At 72.7% G+C, this 25,093-nt stretch carries 19 protein-coding genes; 3 read left to right on the top strand and 16 right to left on the bottom strand.

The window, feature by feature from the left end:
- Positions 1-19 precede the first annotated feature (19 nt).
- A complete protein-coding gene (locus ACZ50K_RS30360) occupies positions 20-865 on the top strand; it encodes a slipin family protein (protein WP_468908780.1) in 846 nt (281 codons plus the stop codon).
- Here the strand turns inward: ACZ50K_RS30360 and ACZ50K_RS30355 are convergent.
- The 10 genes from ACZ50K_RS30355 to ACZ50K_RS30310 all read right to left on the bottom strand — a co-directional run bounded on the left by ACZ50K_RS30355 (position 862) and on the right by ACZ50K_RS30310 (position 15,698).
- On the bottom strand, positions 862-2,598 hold the full coding sequence (locus ACZ50K_RS30355) for a proline--tRNA ligase (RefSeq protein WP_468908777.1): 1,737 nt from the start codon (positions 2,596-2,598) through the stop codon (positions 862-864). The two genes, ACZ50K_RS30360 and ACZ50K_RS30355, sit on opposite strands and share 4 nt — an antisense overlap.
- Positions 2,599-2,607: 9 nt before the next feature.
- On the bottom strand, positions 2,608-3,156 hold the full coding sequence (locus ACZ50K_RS30350; RefSeq protein ID WP_468908775.1) for a GNAT family N-acetyltransferase: 549 nt from the start codon (positions 3,154-3,156) through the stop codon (positions 2,608-2,610).
- Between the two features lie 46 nt (positions 3,157-3,202).
- The gene (locus ACZ50K_RS30345) at positions 3,203-4,045 is read right to left on the bottom strand and encodes a GNAT family N-acetyltransferase (protein WP_468908874.1); all 843 of its coding nucleotides are present in this window, start codon (positions 4,043-4,045) and stop codon (positions 3,203-3,205) included.
- Between the two features lie 166 nt (positions 4,046-4,211).
- Entirely contained in the window at positions 4,212-5,369 is a 1,158-nt protein-coding gene (gene ispG / locus ACZ50K_RS30340; protein ID WP_468908773.1) for a flavodoxin-dependent (E)-4-hydroxy-3-methylbut-2-enyl-diphosphate synthase, read from the bottom strand.
- A 174-nt stretch (positions 5,370-5,543) separates the two neighbouring features.
- Positions 5,544-6,845, bottom strand: a complete 1,302-nt coding sequence (locus tag ACZ50K_RS30335) for a M50 family metallopeptidase (RefSeq protein ID WP_468908771.1) — start codon at positions 6,843-6,845, stop codon at positions 5,544-5,546.
- The gene (gene dxr / locus ACZ50K_RS30330) at positions 6,842-8,092 is read right to left on the bottom strand and encodes a 1-deoxy-D-xylulose-5-phosphate reductoisomerase (protein WP_468908769.1); all 1,251 of its coding nucleotides are present in this window, start codon (positions 8,090-8,092) and stop codon (positions 6,842-6,844) included. Before dxr ends, ACZ50K_RS30335 begins: the two co-directional genes overlap by 4 nt.
- Positions 8,093-8,134: 42 nt before the next feature.
- Positions 8,135-10,132 (bottom strand): acyl-CoA dehydrogenase family protein, encoded by a 1,998-nt coding sequence (locus tag ACZ50K_RS30325; protein WP_468908766.1) that lies wholly within the window; start codon positions 10,130-10,132, stop codon positions 8,135-8,137.
- A gap of 155 nt (positions 10,133-10,287) precedes the next feature.
- Positions 10,288-11,733 (bottom strand): aldehyde dehydrogenase family protein, encoded by a 1,446-nt coding sequence (locus ACZ50K_RS30320; RefSeq protein ID WP_468908764.1) that lies wholly within the window; start codon positions 11,731-11,733, stop codon positions 10,288-10,290.
- Positions 11,734-11,878: 145 nt separating this feature from the next.
- Positions 11,879-13,459 carry a PucR family transcriptional regulator gene (locus ACZ50K_RS30315; protein ID WP_468908761.1) on the bottom strand — a complete coding sequence of 527 codons (1,581 nt, stop codon included), beginning with the start codon at positions 13,457-13,459 and terminating at the stop codon, positions 11,879-11,881.
- A gap of 106 nt (positions 13,460-13,565) precedes the next feature.
- Positions 13,566-15,698, bottom strand: coding sequence for an ATP-binding protein (locus tag ACZ50K_RS30310; RefSeq protein ID WP_468908758.1), 2,133 nt, complete (start codon positions 15,696-15,698; stop codon positions 13,566-13,568).
- 225 nt (positions 15,699-15,923) lie between these two features.
- On the opposite strand from ACZ50K_RS30310, the gene gabT reads away from it, so the two are divergent.
- Positions 15,924-17,258, top strand: coding sequence for a 4-aminobutyrate--2-oxoglutarate transaminase (gene gabT / locus ACZ50K_RS30305; protein ID WP_468908755.1), 1,335 nt, complete (start codon positions 15,924-15,926; stop codon positions 17,256-17,258).
- Between the two features lie 143 nt (positions 17,259-17,401).
- Positions 17,402-18,226, top strand: a complete 825-nt coding sequence (locus ACZ50K_RS30300) for a phosphatase PAP2 family protein (RefSeq protein ID WP_468908753.1) — start codon at positions 17,402-17,404, stop codon at positions 18,224-18,226.
- Here ACZ50K_RS30300 and ACZ50K_RS30295 read toward each other — a convergent pair.
- The 6 genes from ACZ50K_RS30295 to ACZ50K_RS30270 all read right to left on the bottom strand — a co-directional run bounded on the left by ACZ50K_RS30295 (position 18,195) and on the right by ACZ50K_RS30270 (position 25,083).
- The gene (locus ACZ50K_RS30295) at positions 18,195-20,018 is read right to left on the bottom strand and encodes a chitinase (RefSeq protein ID WP_468908751.1); all 1,824 of its coding nucleotides are present in this window, start codon (positions 20,016-20,018) and stop codon (positions 18,195-18,197) included. The two genes, ACZ50K_RS30300 and ACZ50K_RS30295, sit on opposite strands and share 32 nt — an antisense overlap.
- Positions 20,019-20,091: 73 nt before the next feature.
- Positions 20,092-20,556 (bottom strand): hypothetical protein, encoded by a 465-nt coding sequence (locus ACZ50K_RS30290; protein WP_468908748.1) that lies wholly within the window; start codon positions 20,554-20,556, stop codon positions 20,092-20,094.
- A 178-nt stretch (positions 20,557-20,734) separates the two neighbouring features.
- Positions 20,735-22,150, bottom strand: coding sequence for an NAD(P)/FAD-dependent oxidoreductase (locus ACZ50K_RS30285; protein WP_468908745.1), 1,416 nt, complete (start codon positions 22,148-22,150; stop codon positions 20,735-20,737).
- A 31-nt stretch (positions 22,151-22,181) separates the two neighbouring features.
- Positions 22,182-22,988 (bottom strand): ABC transporter permease, encoded by an 807-nt coding sequence (locus ACZ50K_RS30280; protein WP_468908742.1) that lies wholly within the window; start codon positions 22,986-22,988, stop codon positions 22,182-22,184.
- The gene (locus ACZ50K_RS30275; RefSeq protein WP_468908740.1) at positions 22,988-23,917 is read right to left on the bottom strand and encodes an ABC transporter permease; all 930 of its coding nucleotides are present in this window, start codon (positions 23,915-23,917) and stop codon (positions 22,988-22,990) included. The genes ACZ50K_RS30280 and ACZ50K_RS30275 overlap by 1 nt, the downstream gene beginning before the upstream one ends.
- Positions 23,914-25,083: an ABC transporter ATP-binding protein gene (locus tag ACZ50K_RS30270; protein ID WP_468908737.1), complete on the bottom strand. Its 1,170-nt coding sequence runs from the start codon at positions 25,081-25,083 to the stop codon at positions 23,914-23,916. The genes ACZ50K_RS30275 and ACZ50K_RS30270 overlap by 4 nt, the downstream gene beginning before the upstream one ends.
- Positions 25,084-25,093: the final 10 nt, after the last annotated feature.

The raw sequence follows: 25,093 nt of genomic DNA, 5'->3' as shown, positions 1-25,093 counted from the left end.
CGCCCGGCAGGGGGCCGTCATGGTCGAAGAACTGCTGGTCGCGGCGGCAGCCGCGGGCACCGGCATCGCGCTCTACACCGCCGCGGCGGCGCGGGTGATCCGCCAGTACGAGCGGGGGCTGGTCTTCCGGTTCGGCCGGCTGCGGCCGGCCGTGCGGGCGCCCGGGTTCACCCTGGTGGTGCCGGTGGTGGACCGGCTGCACAAGGTGAACATGCAGATCGTGACGATGCCGGTGCCCGCGCAGGAGGGCATCACCCGGGACAACGTCACCGTGCGGGTGGACGCGGTCGTGTACTTCCGGGTGGTGGACCCGAGGAACGCGGTGGTGGAGGTCGAGGACTACCGGTTCGCGGTCTCCCAGATGGCGCAGACCTCGCTGCGCTCGATCATCGGCAAGTCCGACCTGGACGACCTGCTGTCCAACCGGGAGCAGCTGAACCAGGGGCTGGAGCTGATGATCGACTCCCCGGCGGTGGGCTGGGGGGTGCAGATCGACCGGGTGGAGATCAAGGACGTGTCGCTGCCGGAGACCATGAAGCGGTCGATGGCCCGGCAGGCGGAGGCGGACCGGGAGCGGCGGGCCCGGGTGATCAACGCGGACGCGGAGCTCCAGGCGTCGAGGAAGCTGGCCGAGGCGGCGGGGGTGATGGCCGAGCAGCCGGCCGCGCTCCAGCTGCGGCTGCTCCAGACCGTGGTGGCGGTCGCGGCGGAGAAGAACTCCACGCTGGTGCTGCCGTTCCCGGTGGAGCTGCTCCGCTTCCTGGAGCGCGCCGCGCCGGCCGCGGCCCCGCCGGGAGCGGAGCCGCCGGCCGGCCCGCCCGCCGCGGCCGGCCCGCCCGCCGCCGCCGACCCGCCCGCCGCCTAGAGGGCCGTCAGGCGGGTGAGGGCCTCGGGGAGGGTGAGGTGCTCGCGGGTGCCGGTGCGGCGGTCCTGGAGTTCCAGGACGCCCTCGGCGGTCCGGCGGCCGGCCACCAGGATCCAGGGGGCGCCGATCAGTTCCGCGTCGGTCAGCTTCACGCCCGGGGACAGTCCGGGGCGGTCGTCCAGCAGGACGGTCAGGCCGGCCGCGGCCAGCGCCTCGGCGGCCTCCTCGGCCAGGGCGAGCTGCGGGGCCTTGCCCGCCGCCACCACGTGCACCCGGGCCGGGGCCACCTCGGCGGGCCAGCACAGCCCGCGTTCGTCGGCGGTCTGCTCGGCGAGCGCCGCGACCACCCGGGAGACCCCGATCCCGTACGAGCCCATGGTGACGCGGACCGGCTTGCCCTCCCGGCCCAGCACGTCCAGGCCGAAGGTGTCGGCGTACTTGCGGCCCAGCTGGAAGATGTGGCCGACCTCGATGGCCCGGTCCAGCCGCAGCCCGGTGCCGCAGGCCGGGCAGGGGTCGCCGGGGCGGACCACGACCACGTCGAGGTACTGGTCGACCTCGAAGTCCCGCCCGCAGACCACGTGTTCGGCGTGGGTGCCGGGCCGGTTGGCCCCGGTGACCCAGGCGGTGCCGGGGGCGATCCGGGGGTCGGCGAGATAGCGGACCTTGTCCAGGCCCTGCGGGCCGACATAGCCGCGGACCAGGTCGGGCCGGTCGGCGAAGTCCTCCGCGGTGACCAGCTCCACCACCGCCGGGGCCAAGTGCTCGCCGAGCTTGCCGAGGTCCACCTCGCGGTCCCCGGGCACTCCGACGGCCACGATCTCCCCGTCCACCGTGACCAGCAGGTTCTTCAGGGTGGCGGAGGCCGGTACGCCGAGCAGCGCGGCCAGGGACTCGATGGTGGGGGTGTCGGGGGTGTCCAGCTCGCGCGCGGCGGGGTGCCCGTCGGGCGCGGGCGCGGCCGCCGGGACGAGCGGGAAGGTGACCGCCTCGGTGTTGGCGGCGAACCCGCAGGAGGGGCAGTCCGCGAAGGTGTCCTCGCCGGCGGCGGCGGGGGCGAGGAACTCCTCGGAGGCGGAGCCGCCCATGGCGCCGGAGACGGCGGAGACGATCCGGTGGTCCAGCCCGAGCCGGGTGAAGATCCGCTGGTAGGCGGCGCGGTGCAGGGCGTAGGAGGCGGCCAGGCCCGCGTCGTCGGTGTCGAAGGAGTAGGAGTCCTTCATCTGGAACTCGCGGCCGCGGAGCACTCCGGAGCGGGGCCGGGCCTCGTCCCGGTACTTGGTCTGGATCTGGTAGAGCATCACCGGGAGGTCCTTGTAGGAGGCGCACTGGTCCTTCACCAGCTGGGTGAAGACCTCCTCGTGGGTGGGGCCCAGCAGGTAGTCGGCGCCCTTGCGGTCCTTCAGCCGGAACAGCAGGTCCCCGTACTCGCTCCAGCGTCCGCTGGCCTCGTACGGCTCGCGGGGCAGCAGGGCGGGCAGCAGCACCTCCTGGGCGCCGATGGCGTCCATCTCCTCGCGGACGACCCGGCTGACGTGGTCCAGGACCCGCTTGCCCAGCGGCAGCCAGATCCACACCCCGGCGGAGGAGCGGCGGACGTATCCGGCGCGGACCAGGAGGCGGTGGCTGAGGGTCTCGGCGTCCGCCGGGTCCTCGCGCAGGGTGCGGGCCATCAGCCGGGACATCCGCTGGACCGGCACGGCGGGGGTTCGGGGGGTCTGGTGCGTGGGCATGCCCGGAGGCTACCGCCGGAGCAGCGGCAGCGGCGCGCCCATGACCGCGTAGGGGCGGGCGGCACTGGGGAAGAGGACCCGGCGGGCCAGGTCGGTGTAGCCCAGCGAGCGGTAGAGCGCCCGGGCCGGGGACTCGGTGTCGATGGCGGAGAGGATGGAGCGGGGTTCGGTGGCCGTGTCGGTGATCTCGGTGATCAGCGCGCGGCCGGCGCCGCGGCCCTGGAAGCCGGGGTGGACGTGGAGTTCGGTGATGGCGAAGGAGTCGTCGAGCCAGTGGTCCTCGCCCCGGGCCCGCAGATGGGGTTCGACGATGGTGGACCACCAGTGGCCGCGGTCGTTGGGCATGCCGTAGACGAATCCGGCGAGGGCCCCGTCCTCGGTGAAGGCGCCGAGGGCGCGGGCGCCCGGGCAGGTCATGTGGCGCTGGACGATGTGGCGCCGGATGCAGACCTCCTCCTCGCCGAGTCCGAAGGCCACGGCCTGGACCCGCAGCGCCTCGTCGACGCGTGCGGCGAGGTCCAGGGGGCCGATGCTGAGGCCGGCGGGGGTTTCAGACATGCGGAGACCTTACTTCGGCGGCCGCGGCGGAAGGGCTCGGTCGCGATCAGAACAGGACGCTCATGAACGCGCCGACCTCGCGGAAGCCGACCCGGCGGTAGGCGGCGCGGGCGGCGGTGTTGTAGTCGTTGACGTAGAGGCTGACCACCGGGGCGACATCGCGCAGGGCGTGGGCGACCACGGCGGCCATCCCGGTCTCGGAGTGGCCGCGGCCCCGGTACTCGGGGGCCACCCAGACGCCCTGGATCTGGCAGGCGCGGGAGGTGGCGGCGCCGATCTCCGCCTTGAAGACCACGGTGCCGTCCTCGATCCGGGCGAAGGAGCGCCCGGTGGAGACCAGCTCGGCGACCCTGGCCTGGTAGAGGAGTCCGCCGTCGCCGGCCAGCGGGGAGACCCCGACCTCCTCGGTGAACATGGCCACGCAGGCGGGCATGATCAGGTCCATCTCGTCCTTGCGGATGCGGCGGACCAGCGGATCCGGGGCGATCTCCGGGGAGGGCCGTTCGGTGGTCATCAGGGGCTGGTGCGAGCGGACCTCGCGGGCGGGTCCCCAGTGGGGTTCCAGCAGCCGCCACAGCAGGGCGGTGGCCTCGGCGGGGCCCACGATGGAGGAGCAGCGGCGGCCGGTGCGGCGGGCCCGGTCGGCGAACGCCCGGACGGCCTCGGGGGTGGCGCAGACGGGCACCAGGTTGGCCCCGGCGTAGCAGAGGGAGCGGAGCTCCCCGTCGCTGTAGAAACCCCACATCTCGCCGCCCAGGCGCCAGGGGTCGAGTCCGGCGACCCGGACGCGGGAGGTGACGAAGGCGTTCGCTACCGGCTCGCGGTCGAGGAGTTCGAGGGCGAGCGCGAGATCGCTGGGTTCGAGGACCCGGGTGGTGGTCTGCGTCAACACGTGGGGGGCCTCACCGTGCAGGTCTGCTGATCTCCGCACTGTACCCGGCCCGCCCCGAGGATGCCGCCCCCACGCGGTCACGAAAGGGCCCCGGACCGCCCGCGAACTGCGGGAACGGGCCGGGGCCGGGTTTCGGCGGCCGGGTCGGACGGGGCCCGTCCGGTCAGACTCCGATGGCGACGGTGGGCTCCCCGGAGGGGATGCCGTCCTTCTCCATCTGCTCGGCGATCTTGAGGGCTTCCTCGATCAGGGTCTCGACGATCTTCGATTCGGGGACGGTCTTGATGACCTCGCCCTTGACGAAGATCTGGCCCTTGCCGTTGCCGGAGGCGACGCCGAGGTCGGCCTCGCGGGCCTCGCCGGGGCCGTTGACCACACAGCCCATGACGGCCACGCGCAGCGGGACCTCCATGCCCTCCAGACCGGCGGTGACCTCCTCGGCCAGCTTGTAGACGTCGACCTGGGCGCGGCCGCAGGAGGGGCAGGAGACGATCTCCAGGCGGCGGGGCTTGAGGTTGAGGGACTCCAGGATCTGGTTGCCGACCTTGACCTCTTCGACGGGCGGGGCGGAGAGGGAGACCCGGATGGTGTCGCCGATGCCCTCGGAGAGCAGGGCGCCGAAGGCGACGGCGGACTTGATGGTGCCCTGGAAGGCGGGGCCGGCCTCGGTGACGCCGAGGTGGAGGGGGTAGTCGCAGGCGGCGGCGAGCTGGCGGTAGGCGTTGACCATGACCACCGGGTCGTTGTGCTTGACCGAGATCTTGATGTCGCCGAAGCCGTGCTCCTCGAAGAGGGAGGCCTCCCAGAGGGCGGACTCGACGAGGGCCTCGGGGGTGGCCTTGCCGTACTTGCGGAGCAGGCGGGCATCGAGCGAGCCGGCGTTGACCCCGATGCGGATCGGGGTGCGGGTCTCGTTCGCGGCCTTCGCGATCTCCTTGACCTTGTCGTCGAACTGCTTGATGTTGCCCGGGTTCACGCGGACGGCGGCGCAGCCGGCGTCGATCGCGGCGAACACGTACTTGGGCTGGAAGTGGATGTCGGCGATGACCGGGATCTGCGACTTCTTCGCGATGACCGCGAGGGCGTCGGCGTCGTCCTGGGTGGGGCAGGCCACCCGGACGATGTTGCAGCCGGCCGCGGTCAGCTCGGCGATCTGCTGGAGGGTGGCGCCGATGTCGGAGGTCCGGGTGGTGGTCATGGACTGCACCGAGATCTGCGCGTCGCCGCCCACGGCCACGGAACCGACCTGGATCTTGCGGCTGACCCGGCGGTCGGCGAGCTTCGTCGGCACGGAGGGAATTCCGAGAGAGATAGCAGTCATCTGCTGTGCAACCCCAAGGTGTGGATCAAGGTCCCGAATTCGGCGGGCTCCAGCCTTCGAGATTACGCCAACCCGTGCTCCGCACGCGCATCCGAGGGGGTCCGCCACCCGAACGTAGGGAGCCGGGCACGAATCGTGCCCGGCTCCGGGGTCCCGCGGGTATACGCCGCGGAATCAGGTGATCTTGATGGGGTTCACCACGTCGGCGATCATCACCAGCGCGGTGAAGCAGACGAACACGCCGGCCACCACGTAGGCCACCGGCATCAGCGTGGCCACGTCGAACGGGCCGGGGTCGGGGCGCCGGAACAGCCGGGCCGTGTTGCGCCGGACCGACTCCCACAGGGCGCCGGCGATGTGCCCGCCGTCCAGCGGGAGCAGCGGCAGCATGTTGAACAGGAACAGCGAGAGGTTGAAGCCGGCCAGCAGCTGGAGGAAGAAGACCAGCCGCTCCTCCGCGGGCATCTCCAGGCCGGCGATCTCGCCGCTGACCCGGGCCGCGCCGACGATGCCCATCGGGCCGTCCTGTTCGCGTTCGGCGCCGTTGAAGGTGGCGTCCCACAGGGCGGGGACCCGGGAGGGCAGGTCGATCAGCGACTGCACCCCGGACTCCATCATCTCGCCCATCCGGTCCACGGACTGGCCGAAGGACTGCTTGACGTAGCCGACGGACGGGGTGAAGCCGAGGAATCCGGCGGTGACGTACTGGTTCTCCACGTAGCGGCCGTCGGCGTCGGTCTTGGCGACCGTGTTCGCGATGACGTCCGCCTTGAGGTCCACCCGCTGTCCGGCCCGCTCCACGGTGATCACGGCGGGGCCGGTGGTGGCCCGGATGTCCTTCTGGAGGGTGCTCCAGTCCTCGGTCGGGTGTCCGTTGAAGGCGACGATCCGGTCCCGGGGCAGCAGGCCGGCGGCCTTGGCGGGGGCGGCGGGGTCGCCGGGGGCGCACTTGTCCCGCTTCTCGCTCTGCTGGATGACGCAGTCGGAGACCGAGTTGACCACGGTGGTCTGGGTGTTCACCCCGAAGGCCATCAGGGTGGTGACGAAGATCCCCACGGCCAGGACCAGGTTCATGAAGGGTCCGGCGAACATCACGATCACGCGCTTCCACGGCTTGCGCGTGTAGAAGAGCCGGCTCTCGTCCCCGGGCTTGAGCTCCTCGTAGGCCGCCGAGCGGGCGTCCTCGATCATCGACCGGAACGGGGAGGTGGAGCGGGCGGTGATCCTGCCGTCCTCGCCGGGCGGGAACATCCCGATCATGCGGATGTAGCCGCCCATCGGGATGGCCTTGATCCCGTACTCGGTCTCGCCCTTCTTCCGGGACCAGAGGGTGGGGCCGAAGCCGACCATGTACTGGGGCACCCGGATGCCGAACATCTTGGCGGTGGAGAGGTGCCCCAGCTCGTGCCAGGCGATGGACACGAGCAGGCCGACGACAAAGACGACTATGCCCAGCACCGTCATGAAAGCTGTCATGCGCGCGCCTCCACGGCGGCCTTCGCCGCCATCTCCCGGGCCCGGGCCCTGGCCCAGGTCTCCGCTTCGAGGACGTCCTCGACGGTCAGGGAGGTTCCCCGCGCCGGCGTCCCGTGCTCATCGACCACGGCAGCGACCGTATCGATGATTGCTGTGAACGGCAGCCGACCGGCCAGGAACGCCTCCACGCACTCCTCGTTCGCCGCATTGAACACGGCCGGGGCGGTGCCGCCCAGGGCGCCCACGTGCCGGGCCAGGCCCACCGCCGGGAAGGCCTCGGTGTCCAGCGGGAAGAACTCCCAGGTGGAGGCCTTGGTCCAGTCGAAGGCGGGGGCCGCGTCGGGGACCCGCCGGGGCCAGCCGAGGCCGACGGCGATCGGGCCGCGCATGTCCGGCGGGGTGGCCTGGGCGAGGGTGGAGCCGTCGGTGAACTCGACCATCGAGTGGACGTACGACTGGGGGTGGACGACCACCTCGATCCGCTCGAACGGGATGTCGTAGAGGAGGTGGGCCTCGATCACCTCCAAGCCCTTGTTGACCAGGGTGGCGCTGTTGACGGTGATGACCGGGCCCATCGCCCAGGTGGGGTGGGCCAGGGCGTCCTCGACGGTGACCTCGGCGAGCTCGGCGCGGGTGCGGCCGCGGAACGGCCCGCCGGAGGCGGTGACCACCAGCTTGCGGACCTCGGCGCGGGTGCCGGCCGCGAGGGCCTGGAAGAGCGCGGCGTGCTCGGAGTCCACCGGGATGATCTGGCCGGGCGCGGCCAGCTCCTTGACCAGCGGGCCGCCGACGATCAGCGACTCCTTGTTGGCCAGGGCCAGGGTCCGGCCGGCTTCGAGGGCCGCCAGGGTGGGGGCGAGGCCGATGGAGCCGGTGATGCCGTTGAGGACGGTGTGGCATTCGGAGGCGGCCAGCCGGGCCGCCGCCCCGGGTCCGGCGAGGACCTCGGGCAGCGGCTCGCCGGCGAACTGCGCGGCGAGCGCCTCCCGCAGCGCCGGCACGGCGCTCTCGTCGGCCACGGCCACGGTGCGCACCCGCAGCAGCCGGGCCTGCTCGGCCAGCAGGCCCACCCGGCCGCCGGCCGCGGAGAGACCGGTCACCCGGAAGCGGTCGGGGTTGCGCAGGACCAGGTCGACCGCCTGGGTCCCGATGGACCCGGTGGAGCCGAGGACCACGATGTCCCGGCGGCCGTCCGCGCTGTCGAAGAGGAGGTGCGGATCGGCGAGGGGGGATGGGCTGTCGCTCATCCCCCCATTGTTGCCGCAACCCGGAGCGGTCCGGACACGGCCTCAGCGGATCGGCCGGTGCACGTTCTCCCCCCGGGTCGGGCCGGGGGTGGCGTCGGCGATCCAGGGGCCGTCCCCGGAGGGGTCCAGGACCCCTTCCTCCAGCCAGGCGTAGGTTCCGGAGAGGACTCCGGCGACCACCTTGCGGTCGAGGTCGTCGGTGTTGTTCCAGAGCCGGCCGAAGAGTTCCTCCACCCGGATCCTGGACTGCCGGCAGAAGGCGTCGGCCAGCTGGTACGCCTCCCGGCCGTGGTCCCCGGAGGCCCTCAGGTGCTCGGCGCGGACGCAGGCGGCGCTCATCGCGAAGAGTTCCGCCCCGATGTCCACGATCCGGCCGAGGAAGCCCTGTTTGGTCTCCATCCGGCCCTGCCATCGGGACATGGCGTAGAAGGTGGAGCGGGCCAGCTTGCGGCTGGTGCGCTCCACGTAGCGCAGATGGGTGGAGAGGTCGGTGTGGCCGCGCGGGTGGAACTCCCGGTAGGTGCCGGGGACCTGGCCGGCGCCGGTGGCGAGCCTGGGCAGCCAGCGGGCGTAGAACCCGGCGGCCCGGGCGCCGGCCTTCGCCTTGTCGCCGAGGTCCTTGTCGGGGTCGATGAGGTCTCCGGCCACGGACAGGTGGGCGTCCACGGCCTCCCGGGCGATCAGCAGGTGCATGATCTCGGTGGAGCCCTCGAAGATCCGGTTGATGCGCAGGTCGCGGAGCATCTGTTCGGCGGGGACGGCCCGCTCGCCGCGGGCGGCCAGCGACTCGGCGGTCTCGAAGCCGCGGCCGCCGCGGATCTGGACCAGTTCGTCGGCCATCAGGCAGGCCATCTCGGAGCCGTACAGCTTGGCGAGGGCGGCCTCGATGCGGATGTCGTTGCGGTCCTCGTCGGCCATCTGGGAGGCGAGGTCGACGACCGCCTCCAGGGCGAAGGTGGTGGCCGCGATGAAGGAGATCTTGGCGCCGACGGCCTCGTGCTCCGCGACCGGCCGGCCCCACTGCTCGCGGACCCCGGACCACTCGCGGGCGATCTTCAGGCACCACTTGCCGGCGCCGACGCACATGGCGGGCAGCGAGAGCCGGCCGGTGTTGAGGGTGGTCAGCGCGATCTTGAGGCCGGCCCCTTCGGCGCCGATGCGCTGGTCGGCCGGGACCCGGACCCGGTGGAAGCGGGTCACCCCGTTCTCCAGGCCGCGCAGACCCATGAAGGCGTTGCGGTGCTCCACGGTGATGCCGGGCGAGTCGGCCTCCACCACGAAGGCGGTGATGCCGCCCCGGTGGCCCTCGCTCCGGGGCACCCGGGCCATCACCACGAGCAGGTCGGCGACCACCCCGTTGGTGGTCCAGAGCTTCACCCCGTCCAGGAGGTACGCGTCCTCGCCGTCGGGCACCGCCGTGGTGGCCAGCCGGGCCGGGTCGGAGCCGACGTCCGGCTCGGTGAGCAGGAAGGCGCTGATGGCGGTGGTGGCGCAGCGGGGCAGGTAGGCGTCCTTCTGTGCCTGCGTGCCGAACATCTTCAGCGGCTGTGGTACGCCGATCGACTGGTGGGCGGAGAGCAGGGCGCCGATGGCGGGGCTGACCGATCCGACGAGGGCGAGGGCCTTGTTGTAGTAGACCTGGGTGAGGCCGAGCCCGCCGTACCCGGGGTCGATCTTCATGCCGAGGGCGCCGAGTTCCCGGAGCCCGCGCACGGTCTCGTCGGGGATCCGCGCCTCGCGTTCGATGCGGGCCCCGTCGATCGAGGTCTCGCAGAAGGCGCGCAGCCGCTCCAGGAAGGCCTCGCCGCGCCGGACGTCCTCCTCGGCGGGCATCGGGTGGGGGTGGATCAGGTCGAGCCGGAACCTGCCGAGGAAGAGCTCCTTGGCGAAGCTGGGCTTGCGCCAGTCGGCCTCGCGGGCCGCCTCGGCGACCTGCCGGGCCTCGCGCTCGGTCACCTTGGGCCGGTCGGGCCCGTCGGGGGGTGCGGGTGGCGCGGACTGGCCGGAGGGTGCGGACCGGTCGGGCTGTGTTGCGGACATGAGGGGACTCACCTCGCCGCCGAGAGTCGGGGTGGAGCTACCGGTGGGTGTTGCTCTGCCAGTGACTCGTACCCGTTCCGCCCGCCCGGGAAAAGGGGGACGGCCGGAGCCCCCGCACAGTGGGCTCCGGCCGTCGGCTCTTCGGCCGTACGGGATCAGATGTCGAGGCCGGTCAGGACCAGGACTCGCTCGTACGTGTAGTCGTCCATCGCGTAGCGGACGCCCTCGCGGCCGACGCCGGACTGCTTGACGCCGCCGTAGGGCATCTGGTCGGCGCGGTAGGAGGGGGCGTCGCCGATGATCACGCCGCCGACCTCCAGTTCCCGGTGGGCGCGGAACGCGGTCTGGACGTTGCGGGTGAAGACGCCGGTCTGCAGGCCGAACTTGGAGTCGTTGACCTTGGCGAAGGCCTCGTCGGTGCCCTCGACCCGGTGCAGGGTCAGGACCGGTCCGAAGACCTCCTCGCAGGCGAGGGTGACGCCGTCGGGCAGGTCGGCGAGCACGGTCGGCTCGTAGGAGGCGCCCTCGCGGCCGCCGCCGGTGAGCAGCTTGGCGCCGGCCGCGACGGCCTCGTCCACCCAGGACTCGACGCGGATCGCGGCGGCCTCGGAGACCAGCGGGCCGACGTCGGTGGCGGAGTCGTTCGGGTCGCCGGTGACCTGGGCGCGGACCTTCTCGACGACCTTCTCGGCGAGCCGGTCGTAGACGGAGGCGTCGGCGATCACGCGCTGCACGGAGATGCAGGACTGGCCGGCCTGGTAGTTCGCGAAGGTGGCGATGCGGGTGGCGGCCCAGTCGAGGTCGGCCTCGGAGGACCAGTCGTCGAGGACCACGGCGGCGGCGTTGCCGCCGAGCTCCAGGGTGCAGTGCTTGTGGGGCACCGACTGCTGGATGGCGTAGCCGACGGTGTCGGAGCCGGTGAAGGAGATGACCGGCAGGCGGTCGTCCTTGACCAGGGCGGGCATCTTGTCGTTCGCGACCGGGAGGACGGACCAGGAGCCGGCCGGCAGGTCGGTCTCGGCGAGGATCTCGCCGAGGATCAGACCGGACAGCGGGGTGGCCGGGGCCGGCTTGAGGATGATGGGGGCGCCGACGGCGATGGCCGGGGCGACCTTGTGGGCGCACAGGTTCAGCGGGAAGTTGAACGGGGCGATGCCGAGGACCGGGCCCTTGACGAAGCGGCGGGTCAGCGCGAGGCGGCCGGTGCCGCCGGCGTCGGTGTCCAGGCGCTGGGCGTCACCGCCGTTGAAGCGGCGGGCCTCCTCGGCGGCGAAGCGGAACACGGACACGGCGCGGCCGACCTCGCCGCGGGCCCACTTGATGGGCTTGCCGTTCTCGGCGGAGATCAGCTGGGCGATCTCCTCGGTGCGCTCGGTGAGCCGCTTGGAGACGTGGTCCAGGGCAGCAGCCCGTACGTGGGCGGGGGTGGCGGAGAACTCCGCCGTCACGGCGTACGCCGCGGCCACGGCCTCTTCGACCTGCGCGTCGGTGGGCACGCTGACGGTGCCGACGAGACGGCCGTCCCAGGGGGACGTGACGTCGAAGCTGTCCTCGCCGGTGGCCTGGCGGCCGGCGAGCCAGAAGGCGTGGGTGGAAGTCATGCGAATCCCGGCCCTTCGGGGTGTGTGCGGTGGGTGCTGCTGCCTGTCCCCCTCACGGTAGGGGTGCGGGCCGAATCCGGCGCTTGTCCGCGGTGGAGCACCACCCGCCCGGTCTTCGCCGGTTTGTCAGTTCCGGGTTCCGGGCTCAGCTGCCGGGGGCGGTGGCCTTGAGGGCCAGCCACAGCTCCATCCGGACGTCGGGGTCGTCGAGGGAGCGGCCGAGGATCTCCTCCACCCGGCGCATCCGGTAGCGGAGGGTGTGCCGGTGGACCCCCAGGTCGGCGGCGGCCGCGTCCCACTGGCCGTGCCGGGAGAGCCAGGCCTGGAGGGAGGCCACCAGGTCGCCGCGTCCGGTCTCGTCGTGCTCGCGCAGGGCGCGCAGGGTGCCGTCGGCGAAGGCGCGGACCGCCTCGTCGGCGAGCAGCGGGAGGACGGATCCGGCGGCGAGGTCGGCGTGCTCGACCAGCGGGCGGCCGCGGCGGCGGGCCACCGCCAGGGCCTGGTCCGCCTGCTTGCGGGCGGCGGCGGCGCCGGCCGGGCCGGCCGGCGCGGACAGGCCGATGACCAGTTCGTCCGGTTCGGGTCCGGTGGCCTCCCGGCCGCGGCGGGCCTCCAGGGCCTCGGCGTGGTCGGTGACGGCCTGGACGGCGGCGCCGCCGTCGGCGGCCAGGACCACCAGCCGGCCCTCCTCCGGCACCAGCAGGACCGCCTCGCCGGTGCGGGCGGCGGCCGTCTCCACGGCGTCGCCGAGCAGCGCGAGGCCCTCGGGCTGGGCGGTGCCGGGCAGCGCCGGTTCGGCCAGGACCATCCGGAACGGAGCCTCCAGGAGGGCCCCGTAGAGGTCCCCGGCGACCGCCCGGGCGTGGTCGGGCTGTCCGGCGAGGAGCAGCGTCAGGATCGCGGAGCCGAGCCGGGTCTCGGCCTCGTGCAGGGAGCGGGTGCGTTCGGTGGTGAGGGTGAGCAGGGCGACCGCGGAGTGCACCGCGTAGCGTTCGGCGGTGCCGAGCGGGGCCCCGGTGCCCACCGCGAGGGCGCCCCTGGCCCGGCGGCCGGTGCCCAGGGACTGGAGTTCCACCCGGTCCTCGGAGCCGCCGACCACGGCGCTGGCCGGGGCGGGCCGCTCGCGCAGCCGCTCCACGTCGGCGGTGAGCCGGGCGGCCCGGCGGGCGGCCCAGTCGGGGGCGGCGGCGACCACCGCGCCGGAGGCGTCGTAGAGCGCGGCCCAGCCGTGGACGTGGGCGGCGAGCCGGCTGAGGAGTTCGGCGGGGCCGTCGGCGGAGAGCGCGGCCCGGGTCAGTTCCCGCTGGGCTTCGAACCCGGCGGTGACGGCCCGGTACTGGTCGGCGGCCAGGGCCGCCGAGACGGCCTTGCTGATGGCGAGGAAGGGGGTCCGCCGGGGGACCTCCAGCAGCGGGAGGTCCTCGGCCCGGGCGGCCTCGACCAGGGCCTCGGGGACGGCCTCGTAGTTCACGCCGACGGCGAAGCCGATGCCGACGACTCCGGCGGCGGCGAGCCGGCGGACGTAGCGGCGCATCTCCTGCGGGTCCTCCGCGTCCAGTTTCATCGCGGTGATCAGCAGGAGTTCCCCGCCCTCCATGTAGGGGACGGGGTCGGCGAGCTCGCTGACATGGGCCCAGCGGACCGGGGTGTCGAGACGGTCCTCCCCGGCCCGGACGCTGAGCTTGAGCGCCGAGTGCTGGACGAGCGAGGCGAGGGTGAGCGGCATCGGCGGCTTTCGGGGGACGGGACGGCGTCGCGGACATGACCGTGTCGTTTTCGCCGTGTCGTATGAACGGCTCGGTTCGATTCTGCCACCCCGTACGGGTCGGGGCTCAGCCGTCCAGCCGGACCAGCAGCGGGGCGGCCCGCTCCCCCGCCACCGAGGTCAGCGACAGCACCGCGTGCCCGGGCGGGACCGCGTGCGCCAGGTCGGAGGCCGACCAGCGCTCCCGCTCCACCTGCCGGACGGTGATCGCGTCGGTGGTCACCGCCTTGCCGGTGACCAGCTTGCGGAAGGCGTGCACGGCGCGGGTCAGCGGCTGGTCGGCGAACACGGTCCGGCTGGTGACGTCACGGGCCTCCACCCACTCGGTGCCCCAGGCCTCGGCGAACCGCTGCCCGTCCCAGGTGGTCACCCCGGAGAAGGCCATCCGGCAGCCGACCGCGCCCAGCAGCGGGGTGCGCAGGGCCTCCGGCACCTCGTCCAGGGTGCGCAGGGTCAGCAGGACGCCGGCGTTGGCGGAGCGGAGCCGCTGGATGCCGCGGACGGTCCGCGGGGTGAGGGTGTGGGCGGCGTCGTCGAGGACCAGGAAGGCGAACAGGGAGCGGTCGGCGCGGGCCGCGGCCCCGGCGGTGAACTGGGCCAGCAGCAGCCGGGCCAGCATCCGGGAGGCGTCGGCGTGGCCGCGTTCCGGGAGGTCGATGCGGACCCGCACGGGGTGTTCGAGGGAGCGGAGGGAGAACGGGCGGCCCTGCCGGCCGGTGGTGTCGAAGAAGCCGGCGAAGGCGGGCCGGTCCAGCAGGGCGACCCGGTCGGCGAGCACCGGTCCGGGGTCACCGTGGGCTCCGTGCGCCCGGTCCCGGGCATCGAGTTCGCGGAGCATGGCGTGGGCTCCGGCGGCCTCCAGGGCGGCGCGGAGTCCGTCGACGGCGGCCGGCAGCCGGTCCAGGAGCTCGCGGAGCTCGGGGACGCCGGGGAAGCGGCCGTGGGCGGCCCGGAAGGGGCCCAGCAACTGGGCGAGGGCGGTGGTGGCCCGGCGGATGTCCAGGTCGGGGACGTCCCCGGCGAAGGCCTCGGCGAGCAGGCCGGCGGCCTCGTCGGGGTCGGTGGTGCCGCCGTAGAGGTCGAGGTCGTAGACGGTGGCCGGGTCGCCGACCCGGATCACCACGTCATAGGACCGGTCCGGGCCGAGCGGGGTGCCGGCCGCGGCGACCGCGACCACGGCGGCCTGCCCGGCCAGGGCCTGCAGGGCGAGGGACTCCGTGACCGGGCGCACCAGCCGGGTGGTCTTCCCGCCGCCGGAGGGGCCGACGGCGAGCAGCGAGGTGCCGAGGACGGCGGGGTCGAGGGCGAGGCCGGTGCCGCGGCGGGGGTAGGGGTTGCGGGGGCCGTCCTCGACGGTGCCGAGGCGGACCTGGCGGGCGAGCAGGTCGTGCCGGGCGGACCGGGCGGGCAGGTCGCGGGCGCCGGAGGGGTGCACGCAGGCGGCGGCGCCCTTCTGCCGGACGGCCTCGGCGAAGGCGGCCCGCCGCCCGGGGTCCACCAGCACCCCCTCGAAGGCGCGCCGGATCCGGGCCACGTCCACGTCGTTCATCCGCCCGCCCCCGGCCTCCGCCTCCCCCTTCAACCGCTCGGCGGCCCCCGCCAGCCCGGCCTCCCGCAACTCCGGCCACCCGACCGGATCCCCGGGCCCACCGGGCTGCGGCGGGGGCGGGACGGCGGGGCGGCCGGTCCGGGCGGCCCGCCGGGACGGACCGCCGACGATCCGTGCGGCGAGTTCGGCCCACCGGCCGAGCCGTCCGAAGCCGATCAGGAGGGCGCCTCCGACGATGGCGTACCAGATGTAGGCGGCGACCACGGAGGGTGTCCGGCCGGCCCAGGAGTCGGGGGTGAACATGTAGAGGGGCCAGAGCCAGAAGCCGCCCAGATAGCCGTTCCACAGCAGCGACCACAGCAGCAGCCCGGCCAGCAGGGCGATCAGGGCGCCGCTGACCAGTTGCCGGGTGGGGGTGAGCTCGGGTTCCTCGGCGGCCCTCGGGACATGGCCGTACGCCCAGATGCCCGGGCCGTCCGAGTGGCGCGGTGTGCGGAGCCAGTCGGTGAGGGGGGAGCCGGCGGGGGTGGGGGGCGGCGGGGGGTGGGCGCCGGGGGCGTGGAGGGGTTTCGGGGGGGATGCCGGCCGGGGGATGCCGGGGGTGGTGCCCCCGGTGCGCGCCGCCGCGTCCTGTGTGCCGTCCGTGTCCATGAACCCCTGCCCCCTGCCAGTTCCGGTGCTGCGCCGGATCAATCTAGTGCCCGTGGGCGCTCCGGCCGCGGTATCCGGTCGTGGTCCCTCGGACGTTTCGTATGGCCGTCGCGGACAAGGACACGCGGGCACCACTACCGAACGGAGCATGCAGCACCCCCTCCCCCGGGCCTAGCCTGCGGACAAAGACACAAGTGCGTCCGAAAACACCCCCAGGAGCCCCCTATGACCGCTGTCCCGCAGGAGCGCAAGCTCGTCACCGCGATCCCCGGCCCGAAGTCGCAGGAGCTGCAGGCCCGCCGCCTGCAGACGGTGGCGGGCGGCGTGGGTTCCGTGCTGCCGGTCTTCACCGCGCGCGCGGGCGGCGGCATCATCGAGGACGTCGACGGCAACCGTCTGATCGACTTCGGTTCCGGTATCGCCGTGACCTCCGTGGGTGCCTCCGCCGAGGCCGTGGTGCGCCGCGCCTCCGCCCAGCTCGCGGACTTCACCCACACCTGTTTCATGGTCACCCCGTACGAGGGCTACGTGGAGGTGTGCGAGGCGCTCGCCGAGCTGACCCCGGGCGACCACGCCAAGAAGTCGGCGCTGTTCAACTCGGGCGCGGAGGCCGTGGAGAACGCGGTCAAGATCGCCCGTGCGTACACCAAGCGCCAGGCCGTCGTGGTCTTCGACCACGGCTACCACGGCCGCACCAACCTGACCATGGCGCTGACCTCGAAGAACATGCCGTACAAGAACGGTTTCGGTCCGTTCGCCCCCGAGGTCTACCGTGTCCCGGTCGCCTACGGCTACCGCTGGCCCACCGGTGCCGAGAACTGCGGCCCGGAGGCCGCCGCCCAGGCGATCGACCAGATCACCAAGCAGATCGGCGCCGACAACGTCGCCGCGATCATCATCGAGCCGGTGCTCGGCGAGGGCGGCTTCATCGAGCCGGCCGAGGGCTTCCTCCCGGCGATCGTGAAGTTCGCGAACGACAACGGCATCGTGTTCGTCGCGGACGAGATCCAGTCCGGCTTCTGCCGCACCGGCCAGTGGTTCGCCTGTGAGCACGAGGGCATCGTCCCGGACCTGATCACCACCGCCAAGGGCATCGCCGGCGGTCTGCCGCTGGCCGCCGTGACCGGCCGCGCCGAGATCATGGACGCCGCGCACGCGGGCGGCCTGGGCGGCACCTACGGCGGCAACCCGGTGGCCTGCGCCGGTGCGCTGGGCTCCATCGAGACCATGAGGGAGCTCGACCTCAACGCCGCGGCGCAGCGGATCGAGGCCCTGATGAAGGCCCGTCTGGCGGTCATGCAGGAGAAGCACGAGATCATCGGCGACATCCGCGGCCGCGGCGCGATGATCGCGATCGAGCTGGTCAAGGACCCGGTGTCCAAGACCCCGAACCCGGAGGCGGCCGCCGCCCTGGCGAAGGCCTGCCACGCCGAGGGCGTGCTCGTCCTCACCTGTGGCACCTACGGCAACGTGCTCCGTTTCCTGCCCCCGATCGTGATCGGCGAGGACCTGCTGAACGAGGGTCTGGACATCATCGAGGCCGCTTTCGCGCGCATCTGACCGAAGGTCGGGAACACCTGAGCGCCTCACCCGGCCGATACCGCCGGTAACCGGTCGGGGGCTGTGAAGAAGGTGTGGGGGGCCGATGGCGGGAGCGCGTTCCCGCTGTCGGTCCCCCTTTCGCTGCCGTACGGTTTCTGCAGATGAGTGAGACACACCGCCCGCGGGAAACCCCGGGCGATCCCGGTACCGGGCTTCCCCAGCGCCGTACTGGACATGCGTTCGCGCAGCACATCACTCCTCACCGATCGGACGAACGCCCGCCCCAAACCCCCCGGGGCGCGCGCCGAACCGGTCCGGGCGGCCGCCCCGGAACCATCCCCCCTGTTCCGGGGCGGCCGGCCACCTTCTCCGCACTCTCCCCGCTGCCGCTCTCGCTGCTCTGCGTCGCGCTCTTCGCGCTGATCACCTGGCAGGTGCTGGTCACCGGCCCGCTGCTGGTCCCGGACGAGGCGCTGAGCCGGGCCCTGGTGCGCACGGTCCCGGACGCGGTCACCGAACGCCTCGCCGATCTCGGCAACATCCCGGTCGCGGTGCCGGTCCTCGCGCTGGCCATGGTCTTCGCCTTCCGGCGCGGGCTGCGCCGGGCGGCCCTGGCCGCCGGGCTGGCGATGGCCCTGGTGCCGGCCCTCATCGTGCCGCTGAAGGAGTGGACGGCGCGGCCGGGCCCGCTGGAGCCCTGGGCGGCCGGCTACTTCCCGTCCGGCCACACCGCCACCGCGCTGGTGGCCTATCTGGGGGCGGCCCTGCTGACCGCCCCGTCCACCGAACGGGCCTGGCCGGTGCCCGTCGCCCTGTCGCTGTCCGCGGCGACGGCCACCGGCCTGGTCCTCAGGGGTTTTCACTGGCCGCTGGACGTGCTGGCCAGCGTGCTGCTGTGCGTTCCCCTGCTGTTGGCCGTACGGGCCGTGGTCAGGGGCGAGGCAGGGGCCTCGGTCAGGGGAAGTACGCGTCGAAGTTCCGGCTGAACTCCCAGCCGCCGAACCGGTCCCAGTTGATGGACCAGGTCATCAGCCCGCGCAGGGCGGGCCAGGTGCCGTGGGTCTGGTAGCTGCCGCAGTTGGTCTTCTTGGTGAGGCAGTCCAGGGCCTTGTTGACCTCGGCCGGGGAGGTGTGGCCGTTGCCCGCGTTGGTGGTGGCCGGAAGGCCGATGGCCACCTGGTCGGCGCGCAGGGCCGGGAAGACCCGGGCGGTGTTGCCGGCCACCGGGAAGCCGGTGAGCAGCATGTCGGTCATGGCGATGTGGAAGTCGGCGCCGCCCATGGAGTGGTACTGGTTGTCCAGGCCCATGATCGGGCCGGAGTTGTAGTCCTGGACGTGCAGCAGGGTCAGGTCGTCGCGCAGGGCGTGGATGACGGGCAGGTAGGCGCCGGCCCGGGGGTCCTGGCCGCCCCACGGCCCGGAGCCGTAGAACTGGTAGCCGAGCTGGACGAAGAAGGTCTCGGGCGCCATCGTCAGGATGAAGTCCGGGCCGTACTTGGCCTTGAGGGTCTTCACCGCCTGGATCAGGTTGACGATCACCGGGGTGGTGGGGTTGCGGAAGTCGGTGTCCCCGGTGTTCAGGGACAGCGAGTGGCCCTCGAAGTCGATGTCCAGGCCGTTGAGCCCGTACTCGTCGATGATCTTCGAGACGGAGCTGACGAAGGCGTCCCGGGCCGCGGTGGAGGCGAGCTGCACCTGCCCGTTCTGGCCGCCGATGGAGATCAGCACCTTCTTGCCGGCGGCCTGCTTGGCCTTGATGGCGGCCTTGAACTCGGCGACGGACTCGACGTTCGGGCACTCGGTGACCGGGCAGAGCTGGAAGCGGATGTCGCCCGAGGTGACCGAGGTGGGTTCGCCGAAGGCCAGGTTGATGACGTCCCAGGAGGCGGGCACGTCCGCCATCCGGGTGTATCCGGAGCCGTTGGCGAAGCTGGCGTGCAGATAGCCGACCAGGGCGTGGGCGGGCAGCTGGCCGCCCGGACCGCCGGGGTCGGTGGGTCCGGTCACCACGGTGACCGGGGCCGACTTCGGGGACTCCCCGGCCGCGTTGTAGGCGGCGACCTGGAAGGTGTACGAGGTCGAGGGGTTCAGCCCGGTGACGGTGGCGGAGGTGCCGGTGACCTGGGCGGCCTGGGTGTCGCCCCGGTAGACCCGGTAGCCGGTGGCGCCGGCGCTGGGCTGCCAGCTCAGCGGTACGGCCGTGGAGGTGGCGGTGCCCGCGGCCAGTCCGGCCGGGGCGGCGGGCAGCTGCACGGAGCCGCCGGGGTCGGGGCCGATCAGCTGGACGTCGTCGGTGTAGTGGGCGGGCTGGCCGTACCAGCCGTTGGTGTAGACGGTCACCGAGGTGGTGGCGGGGCCGGTGGTGAAGCTGGTGGTGAGCTGCTTCCAGGCGCCCGGGGACTGGGTCCAGGTGGAGACGTCGGTGGTGCCGGTGCCGGTCGCGCCGAGGTAGACGTACGAGCCCTGCACCCAGGCGGAGAGGCTGTACGTGGAGCCGGGCTTGACGGTGACGGTCTGGGAGCAGCGGCCGAAGTCCTGGCCGGCCGGGGTGGCCTTGAGGGCGGCGGACCCGCTGTGGGCGGGGGTGCCGACGACGGCTCCGCTGCCGGCCGAGCAGCTCCAGCCGGTGAGGCCGGTCTCGAATCCGCCGTTGCGGACCAGGTCCGCGTCGGCGGCCGTGGCCGTGGGGACCGCGGCGAGGAGGCCGGCGGCGGCCAGCGCCGCGGCGGTGAGGACGGACAGGGTTCTGCGTGGGTTCCCGCGCAGGGCGTGGCGCACAACTGCCTCCGGTTCATGGGGGGATGGAGGGGTCTGATCGCGCACCACAACATGGTCCAGACCAATGTCCCTGTCAAGGCCTCCGGTCCCCTTCCGTCATCACGTTGGCCGCCGCCTCGTGCATGGCGAGCTCCAGCACGGCCGGGTCGGTCAGGGTGCCGCGGCCGTCCGGGAGCACCAGCCAGCGCACCCCGCCGGTGGCCCGGCCGGGGTAGGGCACCACGATCCAGCTGCCCGGACCGGCCCCCCGCACCCCGGTGCCCAGCCAGCGGGAGGCGGTGCCCGGGGGCACGAAGAAGCCCAGCCGGGAGTCGCCGAAATCGGCGAGCACCGGGCCGGGCGGGTCGAGCAGCCGGGTCAGCACCTCGAAGGTCTCCCGGGCCAGCCGGCCCGGCAGGATCAGCACGTCCCAGCGCCGGCCGGCGGGCAGCAGCGCCACCCCGAGCGGGTGGCGCTCCCAGTCCCACCGGCAGGTGTCGGGGTCGGGCGCCACCGAGACCAGCCATTCCACTGCCGTCGTGAACTCCGCGCCGTGCATCGCCCGGCCTCCGTCTCCCCGTGGTCGACATCCGTCACCGGGAGAGAGCGGGGCCGGGCCGGACCATGACGCGGGTTCCGGCACCCCGTGGGGGTGAAACGGATCACACGGCCGGGACGGGACGCGCGCCGGGGCGCGGACCGGGCGCCGGGGCCCGGCCCCGGGCCGTCGGCCGGGCTCAGGAGTCGAAGCCGAGGCCCAGCCGGTCCATGGTCTTCAGCCACAGGTTGCGGCGGCCGCCCCGGGCGTCGGCCCGGGCCAGCGACCACTTGGTGAGGGTGATGCCGGTCCAGGCGATCGGCTCCGGCGGGAAGGGCATCGGCTTGGAGCGGACCATCCGCAGCCGGGTCCGCTCGGTGTCCGCCCCGTCCAGCAGGTCCAGCATCACGTCCCCGCCGAAGCGGGTGGCGCCCACCCCGAGCCCGGTGAACCCGGCCGCGTAGGCCACCTTTCCGGCGTGGGCGGTGCCGAAGAAGGCGGAGAACCGGGAGCAGGTGTCGATGGCCCCGCCCCAGGCGTGGCTGAACCGCACCCCCTCCAGCTGCGGGAAGCAGGTGAAGAAGTGGCCGGCCAGCTTGAGGTAGGTCTCCGGCCGGTGGTCGTACTCCTCGTTGAGCCTGCCCCGGTAGGGGTAGACGGCGTCGTAGCCGCCCCAGAGGATCCGGTGGTCCGGGGTGATCCGGAAGTAGTGGAACTGGTTGGCGCTGTCGCCGAGGCCCTGCCGGTTCCGCCAGCCGATCGACTCCAGCTGGGCGGGCGTCAGCGGCTCGGTCATCAGCGCGTAGTCGTAGACCGGGACGGTGTACGGGCGGACCCGCTTGACCAGCGAGGGGAAGATGTTGGTGCCGAGCGCGACCCGGCGGGCGAACACCCGGCCGTAGGGGGTGGCCACGGCCATCTGGGAGCCGGTGGAGGCCATCTTCAGGCCGCGGGTGTTCTCGTAGATCCGCACGCCCAGCCCGAGGCAGGCCGCCTTCAGGCCCCAGGCCAGCTTGGCCGGGTTGAGCATGGCCACCCCGTCCCGGTCCCACAGCCCGGCCAGGAAGGTCGGGGAGTCCACCTCGGCGCGCACCGCGTCCCTGTCGAGGAACTCCGAGCCGCCGAAGCCGAGGCGTTCGGCCTCCTGGTGGAGCTCGCGGAGCTCCTCGACCTGGTGGGGTTCGGTGGCCACGTCGATCTCACCGGTGCGTTCGAAGTCGCAGTCGATGCCGTAGCGGGCGACGGCCGCCTCGATGGCGTCGAGGTTGCGGGCGCCCAGCTCCTCCAGCCGGGGCAGCTCCTCCGGCCAGCGGGCCAGCCCGTTGGAGAACCCGTGGGTGAGGGAGGCGGCGCAGAACCCGCCGTTGCGGCCGGAGGCGGCCCAGCCCGCCTCCTTCCCCTCGATCACGACCACGTCCCGGGCGGGATCCCGCTCCTTGGCGAGCAGCGCGGTCCACAGACCGCTGTATCCGGCGCCGATGACCAGCAGGTCGCAGTGCTCGTCCCCGGTGAGGGCGGGCTGCGGGGCGGGCCGGCCGGGGTCGTCCAGCCAGTACGAGACGGGCAGGACGTCGGCCAGGGACCGGGTGGCGCTTCGCATGGCGACTGGGGCCATGTCTTCCAACTCCCTACAGAGTCATGAGGTGTTACTTGGGTTGTGCCTTCTTGCGGCGGTTGCCGACCCACTGGCCGGACAGGACCACCAGCACCGCGATGACGAACATGGCCGTGCCGATGACGTTGATCTGCACGGGCGTACCGCGCTGGGCCGAGCCCCACACGAACATGGGGAAGGTGACGGTGTTGCCCGAGTTGAAGTTGGTGATGATGAAGTCGTCGAAGGAGAGCGCGAAGGACAGCAGCGCACCCGCCGCGATACCGGGGGCGGCGATCGGCAGGGTGACCCTCAGGAAGGTCTGCACGGGTCCCGCGTAGAGGTCGCGGGCGGCCTCCTCCAGCCGCGGGTCCATGGACAGCACCCGGGCCTTGACGGCGGCGACCACGAAGCTCAGGCAGAACATCACGTGGGCGATCAGGATGGTCCAGAAGCCCAGCTCGACGCCCATGTTGAGGAAGAGGGCGAGCAGCGAGGCCGCCATCACGATCTCCGGCATCGCCATCGGCAGGAAGATCAGCGAGTTGACCGCGCCCCGGCCCCGGAAGCGGTACCGGACCAGCGCGAAGGCGATGGCCGTGCCGAGGGCGGTCGCGCCTATCGTCGCCCAGAGGGCGATCTGCAGGGACAGGCTCAGCGAGCCGCACATGTCGGCGACCCCGCAGGGGTCCTTCCAGGCGTCGAGGGAGAACTCCTGCCAGGCGTAGTTGAAGCGGCCGGCCGGGTTGTTGAAGGAGAACACCGTGACGACGACGTTGGGCAGGATCAGGTACGCGAGCGTGCCCAGCCCGGCGATGACGACGAGATTGCGGCGCAGCCAGCTGACGGAAGTGCGCATCAGACCAGGTCCTCCGTCCCCGCTCGGCGGATGTAGATGGTGACCATGATCAGCACGATGGCCATCAGGATGAAGGACAGCGCGGCCGCCGTCGGGTAGTCGAGGATCCTCAGGTACTGCGACTGGATGACGTTTCCGATCATCCGGGTGTCCGTGGAGCCGAGCAGTTCGGCGTTGACGTAGTCGCCGCTCGCCGGGATGAAGGTCAGCAGGGTCCCCGAGACCACGCCGGGCATGGACAGCGGGAAGGTGACCTTGCGGAAGGTGGTCACCGGCCGGGCGTAGAGGTCCCCGGCGGCCTCGTGGAGGCGGGTGTCGATCCGCTCCAGCGAGGTGTACAGCGGAAGGATCATGAACGGCAGGAAGTTGTACGTCAGACCGCAGACCACCGCGAGCGGGGTGGCCAGCACCCGGTCGCCCTCCGTCATCCCGAGCCAGCTGGTGACGTCCAGGACGTGCAGCGAGTTCAGCGCGCCGACCACCGGGCCGCCGTCGGCCAGGATCGTCTTCCAGGCCAGGGTGCGGATCAGGAAGCTGGTGAAGAACGGGGCGATGACCAGGATCAGCAGCAGGTTGCGCCAGCGGCCGGCCTTGAAGGCGATCAGATAGGCCAGCGGGTAGCCCAGCAGCAGGCACAGGGCGGTCGCGGTGCCCGCGTACAGCAGGGAGCGCAGGAACTGCGGGTAGTACTCGGTGAAGGCGTCCCAGTAGGTCTGGAAGTGCCAGGTGACCTGGTAGCCCTCCTCCAGGGAACCGGTCTGCACCGAGGTGGAGGCCTGGTAGACCATCGGGAGGACGAAGAAGACCAGCAGCCACAGGATGCCGGGGAGCAGCAGCCAGTACGGGACCAGCCGCTTGCGCAGCGAGGGGGTGTGGACCGGCGGGTCGGCGGGGGCGGGCGCCTTCGGGGGCGCCTCGGTGAGGGTCACGCGTTCTCCTCGACCGTCTCGATCCCGGCGTCGCCCATCGTCCCGGCGAGCAGGGACTGGGCGGCGTCCAGGCCGAAGGTGTGGTCGGGGTTCCAGTGCAGGACCACCTCGGCCCCGGGCACCAGGCGGGCGTCCCGCTCGATGTTCTGGACGTACACCTCCAGCTCCGGGCAGACCGGGCTGTCGATGACGAACTGGGTGGAGACCCCGATGAAGGAGGAGGCGGCGATCCGGCCGGTGACCTTGTTGCGGCCGGCCGCGACGGTGTCCGCCTCGTCCGCGTGGACCAGCGAGATCTTCTCGGGCCGCACCCCGACCAGCAGTTTCCCGCCGGCCCGCGGGGTGGCGGAACACCGTGCGGCGGGCAGCCGCAGCTTGGTTCCGGCCGAGCCCACGACCACCTCGTCGGAGCCCGCGGTGACCACCTCGGCCTCGATCAGGTTGGAGGTGCCCAGGAAGTTGGCGACGAAGGTGGTGCGCGGGTTCTCGTAGAGCTCGGCGGGGGCGCCGAGCTGCTCCACCCGGCCGCCGTTCATCACCGCGACCGTGTCGGCCATGGTCATGGCCTCCTCCTGGTCGTGGGTGACGTGCACGAAGGTGATGCCCACCTCGGTCTGGATCCGCTTGAGCTCCAGCTGCATCTGCCGGCGCAGCTTGAGGTCCAGGGCGCCCAGCGGTTCGTCCAGCAGCAGTACCTGGGGGTGGTTGATCAGGGCGCGGGCCACCGCCACCCGCTGCTGCTGGCCGCCGGAGAGCTGGTGCGGCTTGCGGCGGGCGAACTGGCCGAGCTCGACCAGCTCCAGCATGTCGTCCACCTGCTTCTTCACGGACTTGATGCCGCGCCGGCGCAGTCCGAAGGCGACGTTCTCGCTGATGTCCAGGTGCGGGAAGAGCGCGTAGCTCTGGAAGACGGTGTTGACCGGGCGCTTGTACGGGGGGAGGTCCGTGACGTCGCGGTCGCCGAGGCTGACCGTGCCGGTGGAGGGTTCCTCCAGGCCGGCGATCATGCGCAGGGTGGTGGTCTTGCCGCAGCCGGAGGCGCCGAGCAGGGCGAAGAAGGAACCCTGCGGGATGGTCAGGTCCAGCGGGTGCACGGCGGTGAAGGAGCCGTAGTGCTTGCTGATGCCGCTGAGGCGGACGTCGCCGCCGGGAGTCTTGTCAGTCATGGGTCGCGGT

The organism is Streptomyces sp. NPDC033845 (assembly GCF_055576225.1).
Note: the sequence above shows the minus strand (reverse complement) of the source record. Positions and strands in the feature narration are given on the sequence as shown.

Bases quoted from the DNA above. Each gene is read 5' to 3' on its own strand.
- ACZ50K_RS30360 (WP_468908780.1), top strand. From the start codon at position 20: ATGGTCGAAGAACTGCTGGTCGCGGCGGCAGCCGCGGGCACCGGCATC.
- ACZ50K_RS30355 (WP_468908777.1), bottom strand. From the start codon at position 2,598: ATGCCCACGCACCAGACCCCCCGAACCCCCGCCGTGCCGGTCCAGCGG.
- ACZ50K_RS30350 (WP_468908775.1), bottom strand. From the start codon at position 3,156: ATGTCTGAAACCCCCGCCGGCCTCAGCATCGGCCCCCTGGACCTCGCC.
- ispG (WP_468908773.1), bottom strand. From the start codon at position 5,369: ATGACTGCTATCTCTCTCGGAATTCCCTCCGTGCCGACGAAGCTCGCC.
- ACZ50K_RS30335 (WP_468908771.1), bottom strand. From the start codon at position 6,845: ATGACAGCTTTCATGACGGTGCTGGGCATAGTCGTCTTTGTCGTCGGC.
- dxr (WP_468908769.1), bottom strand. From the start codon at position 8,092: ATGAGCGACAGCCCATCCCCCCTCGCCGATCCGCACCTCCTCTTCGAC.
- ACZ50K_RS30325 (WP_468908766.1), bottom strand. From the start codon at position 10,132: ATGTCCGCAACACAGCCCGACCGGTCCGCACCCTCCGGCCAGTCCGCG.
- ACZ50K_RS30320 (WP_468908764.1), bottom strand. From the start codon at position 11,733: ATGACTTCCACCCACGCCTTCTGGCTCGCCGGCCGCCAGGCCACCGGC.
- ACZ50K_RS30315 (WP_468908761.1), bottom strand. From the start codon at position 13,459: ATGCCGCTCACCCTCGCCTCGCTCGTCCAGCACTCGGCGCTCAAGCTC.
- ACZ50K_RS30310 (WP_468908758.1), bottom strand. From the start codon at position 15,698: ATGGACACGGACGGCACACAGGACGCGGCGGCGCGCACCGGGGGCACC.
- gabT (WP_468908755.1), top strand. From the start codon at position 15,924: ATGACCGCTGTCCCGCAGGAGCGCAAGCTCGTCACCGCGATCCCCGGC.
- ACZ50K_RS30300 (WP_468908753.1), top strand. From the start codon at position 17,402: ATGAGTGAGACACACCGCCCGCGGGAAACCCCGGGCGATCCCGGTACC.
- ACZ50K_RS30290 (WP_468908748.1), bottom strand. From the start codon at position 20,556: ATGCACGGCGCGGAGTTCACGACGGCAGTGGAATGGCTGGTCTCGGTG.
- ACZ50K_RS30285 (WP_468908745.1), bottom strand. From the start codon at position 22,150: ATGGCCCCAGTCGCCATGCGAAGCGCCACCCGGTCCCTGGCCGACGTC.
- ACZ50K_RS30280 (WP_468908742.1), bottom strand. From the start codon at position 22,988: ATGCGCACTTCCGTCAGCTGGCTGCGCCGCAATCTCGTCGTCATCGCC.
- ACZ50K_RS30270 (WP_468908737.1), bottom strand. From the start codon at position 25,083: ATGACTGACAAGACTCCCGGCGGCGACGTCCGCCTCAGCGGCATCAGC.